At 71.6% G+C, this 6,020-nt stretch carries 8 protein-coding genes; 4 read left to right on the top strand and 4 right to left on the bottom strand.

Annotated features, from left to right (window positions below; translation table 11 throughout):
- Nucleotides 1-166: SDR family NAD(P)-dependent oxidoreductase (locus tag AB0C29_RS29575; RefSeq protein ID WP_360826818.1), on the bottom strand; the 166-nt coding region annotated here is incomplete at its 3' end.
- An 80-nt stretch (nucleotides 167-246) separates the two neighbouring features.
- Here AB0C29_RS29575 and AB0C29_RS29570 point away from each other — a divergent pair.
- The 3 genes from AB0C29_RS29570 (at nucleotide 247) to AB0C29_RS29560 (ending at nucleotide 2,590) form a co-directional block, all read left to right on the top strand.
- The gene (locus AB0C29_RS29570; RefSeq protein ID WP_360826814.1) at nucleotides 247-867 is read left to right on the top strand and encodes a TetR family transcriptional regulator; all 621 of its coding nucleotides are present in this window, start codon (nucleotides 247-249) and stop codon (nucleotides 865-867) included.
- A 265-nt stretch (nucleotides 868-1,132) separates the two neighbouring features.
- Nucleotides 1,133-1,699 (top strand): hypothetical protein, encoded by a 567-nt coding sequence (locus AB0C29_RS29565; protein WP_360826811.1) that lies wholly within the window; start codon nucleotides 1,133-1,135, stop codon nucleotides 1,697-1,699.
- 63 nt (nucleotides 1,700-1,762) lie between these two features.
- Complete coding sequence (locus AB0C29_RS29560; RefSeq protein WP_360826808.1) at nucleotides 1,763-2,590, top strand: SAM-dependent methyltransferase; 828 nt, start codon at nucleotides 1,763-1,765, stop codon at nucleotides 2,588-2,590.
- On the opposite strand, the gene AB0C29_RS29555 is transcribed toward AB0C29_RS29560, so the two are convergent.
- Complete coding sequence (locus AB0C29_RS29555) at nucleotides 2,591-3,238, bottom strand: alpha/beta hydrolase (protein ID WP_360826805.1); 648 nt, start codon at nucleotides 3,236-3,238, stop codon at nucleotides 2,591-2,593.
- A 216-nt stretch (nucleotides 3,239-3,454) separates the two neighbouring features.
- On the opposite strand from AB0C29_RS29555, the gene AB0C29_RS29550 reads away from it, so the two are divergent.
- A complete protein-coding gene (locus AB0C29_RS29550) occupies nucleotides 3,455-4,219 on the top strand; it encodes an NAD(P)-dependent oxidoreductase (RefSeq protein WP_360826802.1) in 765 nt (254 codons plus the stop codon).
- Nucleotides 4,220-4,491: 272 nt separating this feature from the next.
- Here AB0C29_RS29550 and AB0C29_RS29545 read toward each other — a convergent pair whose 3' ends face one another.
- Both AB0C29_RS29545 and AB0C29_RS29540 read right to left on the bottom strand, forming a co-directional pair.
- Nucleotides 4,492-4,827, bottom strand: a complete 336-nt coding sequence (locus AB0C29_RS29545; RefSeq protein ID WP_360826799.1) for a hypothetical protein — start codon at nucleotides 4,825-4,827, stop codon at nucleotides 4,492-4,494.
- A 51-nt stretch (nucleotides 4,828-4,878) separates the two neighbouring features.
- On the bottom strand, nucleotides 4,879-5,841 hold the full coding sequence (locus AB0C29_RS29540; protein WP_360826796.1) for an NAD(P)-dependent alcohol dehydrogenase: 963 nt from the start codon (nucleotides 5,839-5,841) through the stop codon (nucleotides 4,879-4,881).
- Between the last annotated feature and the right edge of the window lie 179 nt (nucleotides 5,842-6,020).

Genomic DNA, 6,020 nt, shown 5'->3' with positions numbered 1-6,020 from the left:
CGCGATGGCCCTTCTCCTCATCCCGTACGGCGAGTACGACGCGCGCGCCGCGGGCGGCGAGCGCCCGGGCCGTGGCCAGGCCGAGCCCGCTCGCGGCGCCGGTGACGACAAAGGTACGGCCGTTCTGGTCGGAAATCTGCGCCTCGGTCCAGCCGTCAGCAGTCATGCGTCCCACTGTGCTATCCGTGGCACAGTGAGTCAAGATGTGCGCGGTCAGACAGGGAGGGCCTGACGTAGCATCTGCCCATGCGATCTCGGGCCGACAGCAGCGTGGCGGAGCGGAAACGCCAGCTGGTCGCCGACGAGTTGCGCGACGCGGCCCTGATGCTGCTCGCCACCCGTGGCTTCGACGCGGTGACCGTCGACGACATCGTCACCGCCGCCGGCATGTCCCGGCGCACCTTCAACCGCTATTACGCGTCCAAGGAGGACGTGGTCGTCCGGTTCCTGGCCGACATGGGCGCCGACATCGTCGCGGCGCTGGCCGAGCGGCCCGCCGCCGAGCCGCCGTCGATCGCGTTGCGGCACGCCGTCTGGGTGCCGCTGGCCGCCTGCACCGACCATCCCGACCACATCGAACGGGCCCGCAAAGTGGTCCGCCTGGTCCTGGACACCCCCGCCCTGCAGGCCCGCTGGCTGGAACGCCAGACCCAGTGGCGGGCCGGACTGATCGCCGAGCTGGCCGCCCGCCGCGGCCTCGACCCTGACACCGACCCCTATCCACGGATCGCCGCCGGGATGGCCCTGGTCGTGTTCGACACCGTGCTCCAGCAGTGGCAGCCGGGCGACGACGAGCAGCGGCTCGCCGAGCTGACCGACCAGGCGTTCGCGGTGGTGGCGCCGGCCCTGGACGCGCCCGCCGGTTGACCTTCGCGCCGTGTTGGTTGACCCGCGCTGGTTGACCCGCGCTGGTTGACCTTCGCGCTGCGCTGGTTGACCTTCGCGCCGCGCCGGCTGACCCGGTGCGCGGCCTGACCCGGTGGGCGGCGTTGGGCAGGCCCGGGGCGTTGCTACGGCCGGCTGCGTAGCCGATGAGTCGCTGCTCGACGTACGCGGTGGGCCCGGCGATCCGGCACCGTGACAGGGAAGCCTGCGGCGCGTCCGCGCCGCACCGGACCCTGAGGAGAGCCTGATGAGGTCAGCATCAACGATGCCCGCGACCCGGCCCGCCACGGCGGTGAGCGGCTTCGTCCTCGGCCGGAGGTGGCGCCGGGCCACCCTGATCCTGCACATCATCGCCGGTGGCGCCTGGATCGGCATCGACGTCATGGTCGCCGTCCTGGTCTGGACCGGCCGTTACGGGTCGGACGCCGAGGTGCGCGGCCTGGCCTACCGGGCGCTGGCCGCCTTCGCCGTGTGGCCGATGCTCACGGCCGGGCTGATCTGCCTGCTCAGCGGCCTCGTGCTGGGGCTGGGCACCAAGTGGGGGCTGCTGCGCTACTGGTGGGTGGCGGTGAAGCTGGCGCTGAACCTGGTGCTCTGCACGCTGATCATCGTCGCGCTGGAGCCGGGCATGGCGGCCGTCGCCGCGTACGGTCGGGAGCTGGGGTCCGGAGCGCAACCTCCGGATGAGGTCTCCTCGTTGTTCTTCCCGCCGGCCGTGTCCCTGACGGCCCTGACGGTCGCGACGGTGCTCAGCGTGGTGAAGCCGTGGGGCCGGATCGGCCGGCGTGATCGCCGCACTACGATGGCCCGGTAGGAGCTCGCGGGCACGCTGCTGCGGGACCCGGCGCCACATTGTCAAGGATGACGGGAGACCGTGGTGAGCACCGACGAGCAGTGGGCCAGCGGCGCGTCCCGCATCGACATGACCAGGCCGCACCCGGCGCGACGGTACGACTACTGGCTCGGCGGCAAGGACAACTTCCAAGCCGACCGGGAGGCCGCCGAGGCGATCGCCGCCGTGTTCCCGCACATCCGTACGGCGGCCCGGGAGAACCGCGCCTTCATGCAGCGCGCGGTGAGCCACCTCGCCGCCGGGACCGGCATCCGCCAGTTCCTCGACATCGGCACCGGGCTGCCGACCGCCAACAACGTGCACGACGTGGCCCAGGGCATCGCCCCGGAGTCCCGCATCGTCTATGTGGACAACGACCCGCTGGTGCTCACCCACGCCCGGGCCCTGCTGACCAGCTCCGAGCAGGGCGCGACCGCGTACATCGACGCCGACGTGCGCGACCCGGAGAAGATCCTGCGGGACCCGGCCGTGCGCGAGACCCTGGACTGGTCGAAGCCGGTGGCGCTGCTGCTGGTGGCGGTCCTGCACTTCGTCGAGGACGCCGAGGACCCGTACGGCATCGTGCGCAGGCTGGTCGACGAGCTGCCGGCGGGCAGTTACCTGGTGCTGTCGCACGCGACGTTCGACCCGCTGGACCCGGAGACGATCGCCGCCATGAACGCGGTCAACGAGGGGATCAAGCCGCGCTTCTCCCCGCGTACGCTCGCCGAGGTGTCCCGCCTCTTCGAGGGCCTCGACCTGCTGGAACCGGGGATCGTCTCGGTGTCGGACTGGCGCCCGGAGGGGGACGGACCGCGGCCGAGCCCCGCGGAAGCCACGGGCTACGGCGCGGTGGCCGCTGTCCGTCGCTGATCACCCGTACGCGATCAGACGTTCCGCCAGCTCGCGCGGCCGGCTCAGCGCGGGAGTGTGTCCGCCGTCGATCTCGTCCGGGGTGATGCCCAGGCGTTCCCGGGCGACGCGGCGAAGATAGCCGGGCGGGAACAGGCGGTCGTCACGGCAGATCAGCACCCGGGTGGGGACGGCGGGCCAGGCCTTCAGCGGCGATGGCTCATTCATCCGGGTCTCGGACTGGTCGCGACCGCGGCTCAGGGCCTCGGCGGCCAGGTCCGGTGGGACATCGTGATAGAACAGGGCGATCTCATCGTCGTATCGTCCGGCCAGATCCTCGCTGTAGCCGGTGTGCTTCCAGTAGTCGGCGGGTGCCTCGCCCGGTGCGGGAATCATGGGCGCGACCAGCACGAGCAGGCGCGCTGCCACCCGGTCGCAGACGAGTGGGGCGACGAAACCGCCGGCCGACTGTGCGACCACGATCAGGTCGCTGCGGTCGCCGATCGCGCCGATCACCGTGTCCACGTATTCGGGCAGGCCCGCGGAGTCGTCGTCGCAGGGCAGATCGGGCGCGACGGTGTCGTGGCCGCGCGCTTGCAGCTCGGCCTCGACCAGGTGCCAGTACCAGCCGACGTCGCCGGCGCCGTGGATCAGGACGTAGGTGGCCACGGAGGGAATCTACGCTTATGTGAGCCGCCGGGCCTTGAGGTAGTTCTGGGACCCGGCGCGTTTTTCCTCCGGGACCTGGTGCTTTCCTGGGCCTGGCGACCTCCGTGGGCCCGGTGTCTTTCCGGGCCCGGCGCCTTCCCCCACACGGGTGCCCTCCCTGGAGGGCGTCTCCGCTGGGCTCGGCATGGGATGGCGTCGGGTGGGCACATCTTGCCCATGGCTGTGATCCTTCTGACCGGGGCGTCCGGCTCCATCGGGCACATGTTGCGCAAGCGCCTGAGCCACCACCAGCTGCGCCTGACCGACGTGCGGGCCGGAGACGGGGTCGAGGCGTTGGACGTCACCGACGCGGCCGCCGTCGAGGCGGCGTGCCGGGGCGTGGACGCGGTGGTCCACTTGGGCGGGATCGCCGGTGAGGGCCCGTTCGAGGACGTGCTGGCGGTCAATGTGCGGGGGACCGAGCGGGTGCTGCAGGCCGCGCACGACACCGGGGTGCCGCGGGTGGTGCTGGCGTCGAGCAACCATGCGGTTGGCCTGTACGAGCGTGCCGATGCCGGCCCGGAGGGCCTGGCCGACGACGTGCCGCCGCGGCCGGATTCCTATTACGGCTGGAGCAAGGCGGCCATGGAGGCGTTGGGCCGGCTCTACTACGACCGGTACGGCCTGCACGTCATCTGCCTGCGGATCGGCTCGTGTGTTGAGCAGCCCGGCGACGCGCGGGATCTGTCGGTGTGGCTTTCGCCCGATGACGTGGCGCGGCTGGTGGAGGCGTCGCTCGGGGCAACCGGGTGGCGGCTGGTGTGGGGAGTTTCGGCGAACACCCGGCGGTGGTGGTCGGCGGTGGGCGGCCGGGCGATCGGCTACGAGCCGCGGGACGACGCGGAGCGGTGGGCAGCGACGGTGGGGGAGCCGGACCTGATGCTGCCGGAGCACCGGCTCGTCGGTGGGACGATGGCCGCGAAGCCGCTAGGGAAGCCGTGACTTCCTCGGCCGCCCTGTCAGTGGAGCGATGCTCGCGGCAGCTGCCAGAGACGCGTTCCGTCGGCTTTGTTGGGGGAGCGGTGCTCGCGGCAGCTGCTAGGGACGCCTTACGTCGGCTTTGTTGGGGAGCGGTGCCGGCGGAAGTCGCTCAGGGAAGCCGTGACTACCTCAGCCGGCCGGTCAGAGCGCGGAGCCGCTGCCGCAAGGAAGTCCGGCCGCCGTTCGTGCCGGGCGTGGGCAGGGGAGGAGGCGGCGTCCACCGGTATCCCGCCTCAGAGATGTGCCGCAGCATCCACGCTCGCCACTGCTCGCCCATGGTGTGCCAGGTGTAGCTCATCGGCCGCGCCCGCATGGCCCGTTCCCGGGGACTGACACGCCGCGCGGGTCGATCGCCACCTCCCTTGCGGGCGTGGTCCCAGCGGGAGGTTGTGCGCCCGGTCCGCCAGCGTCCGGATCTCCGCCAGGACCTCGTCGGTGTTCACGGTTCCCGGCTGCCGGCTCGGCTTCCCGGCCAGGGCGCGGATCTCGATCAGCGCGTGATAGGCGAGCAGGCCGCCGACCGTGCGGTCGTCGACCTCTACGCCAGAGGCTTCCGGTGTTCGGGACACGCTGCCATCATCGCTTCCCCTCGCCAGCTCAGGTTCAGGTCAGCTTGACGTTCAGGTGAGGGTGATGACGACGTTGCCGGTCTTGTGGCCGCTGTCGACGTACCGGTGCGCCTCAGCCAGGTCGGCCAGCGGGTAGCTGCGGTCGATGATGACGCGGAGCTCGTCCCGGGCGAGCAGGTCGCGCAGTTCGGCCAGGGCCGCGTGCTTGCGTACCGACATGCCGGTGCGCACCCGCGGTCCGCCGGTGATCGCGGTACGCAGGGCCAGCACGTTGTTCACCAGTCCCGTAGTCGGCAGGTAGCAGCCGTGCGGCGCCAGCACCGCCCGGCACCGGGCGAACGAGCTCCGGCCCACGGTGTCGAAGACGACGTCGTACCGCTCCCCGCCGGCGGTGAAGTCCTCGACGGTGTAGTCGTAGACCCGTTCCGCCCCCAGCGAATCGACGAGTTCCGCGTTGCGGCCGCTGCACACGGCGTGGACCACGGCACCGGTCCGGCGGGCCAACTGGACCGCGTACGTGCCGATGCTGCCGGAGCCGCCGATGACCAGGACCCGGTGTCCTTTGCGGACCTGGGCCAGTTCGCGGAGGAAGTACCAGGCGGTGGTGAAGCCGTCGACGCTTGCCGCGGCCTGCGCGTAGCTGACGTTCGCCGGCATGGTGGTGAGTGATGCCCGCTCGGACAGGCACTTGTACTCGGCGTTGGCCCCGACGCCGAAGCCGGTGAACCCGAACACCCGGTCGCCGATCTCGTACCGGCTTGCTGCCGGGCCGAGCGCCGTGACCTGGCCGGCGAACTCCAGCCCGAGTACGCGGACACCTTTGCGGGGGCGGAGTGGTCCGAGGATGAGCCTGCCCCAGCGTGGTTCACCCCGGCGCATGCCACATTCGGCGGAGGTGACGGTGGTCGTGTGCACCTGAACCTGAACTTGGTCACCACGGGGCAAGGGTTTCGGCAGGTCGACAGGGGTGAGGACTTCGGGCGGGCCGTACGCCTGGAACATCACCGCTCGCATCGGCCCATCATGGGGTGGTGCCGCTGTGACTGCGCTGAGGGCGCCACGGCGGCGGGCCAGGGCAAGCCACTGCTGTGCGGGGTCCGCCGGGCGGTGGTCGGCCGGGCGGGGTCCGCCGGGCGGTGGTCGACCGGGCGGGGTCGGCCGGCGGTCGGCCGGGCGGTGGTCGGCTGGGCGGG

It is taken from the genome of Actinoplanes sp. NPDC048791 (assembly GCF_040650095.1).
GTDB lineage: Bacteria > Actinomycetota > Actinomycetes > Mycobacteriales > Micromonosporaceae > Actinoplanes.
Note: the sequence above shows the minus strand (reverse complement) of the source record. Positions and strands in the feature narration are given on the sequence as shown.

Coding starts and splice junctions, on each gene's coding strand:
- AB0C29_RS29540 (WP_360826796.1), bottom strand. CDS start 5,841: ATGCGAGCGGTGATGTTCCAGGCGTACGGCCCGCCCGAAGTCCTCACC.
- AB0C29_RS29565 (WP_360826811.1), top strand. CDS start 1,133: ATGAGGTCAGCATCAACGATGCCCGCGACCCGGCCCGCCACGGCGGTG.
- AB0C29_RS29550 (WP_360826802.1), top strand. CDS start 3,455: ATGGCTGTGATCCTTCTGACCGGGGCGTCCGGCTCCATCGGGCACATG.
- AB0C29_RS29570 (WP_360826814.1), top strand. CDS start 247: ATGCGATCTCGGGCCGACAGCAGCGTGGCGGAGCGGAAACGCCAGCTG.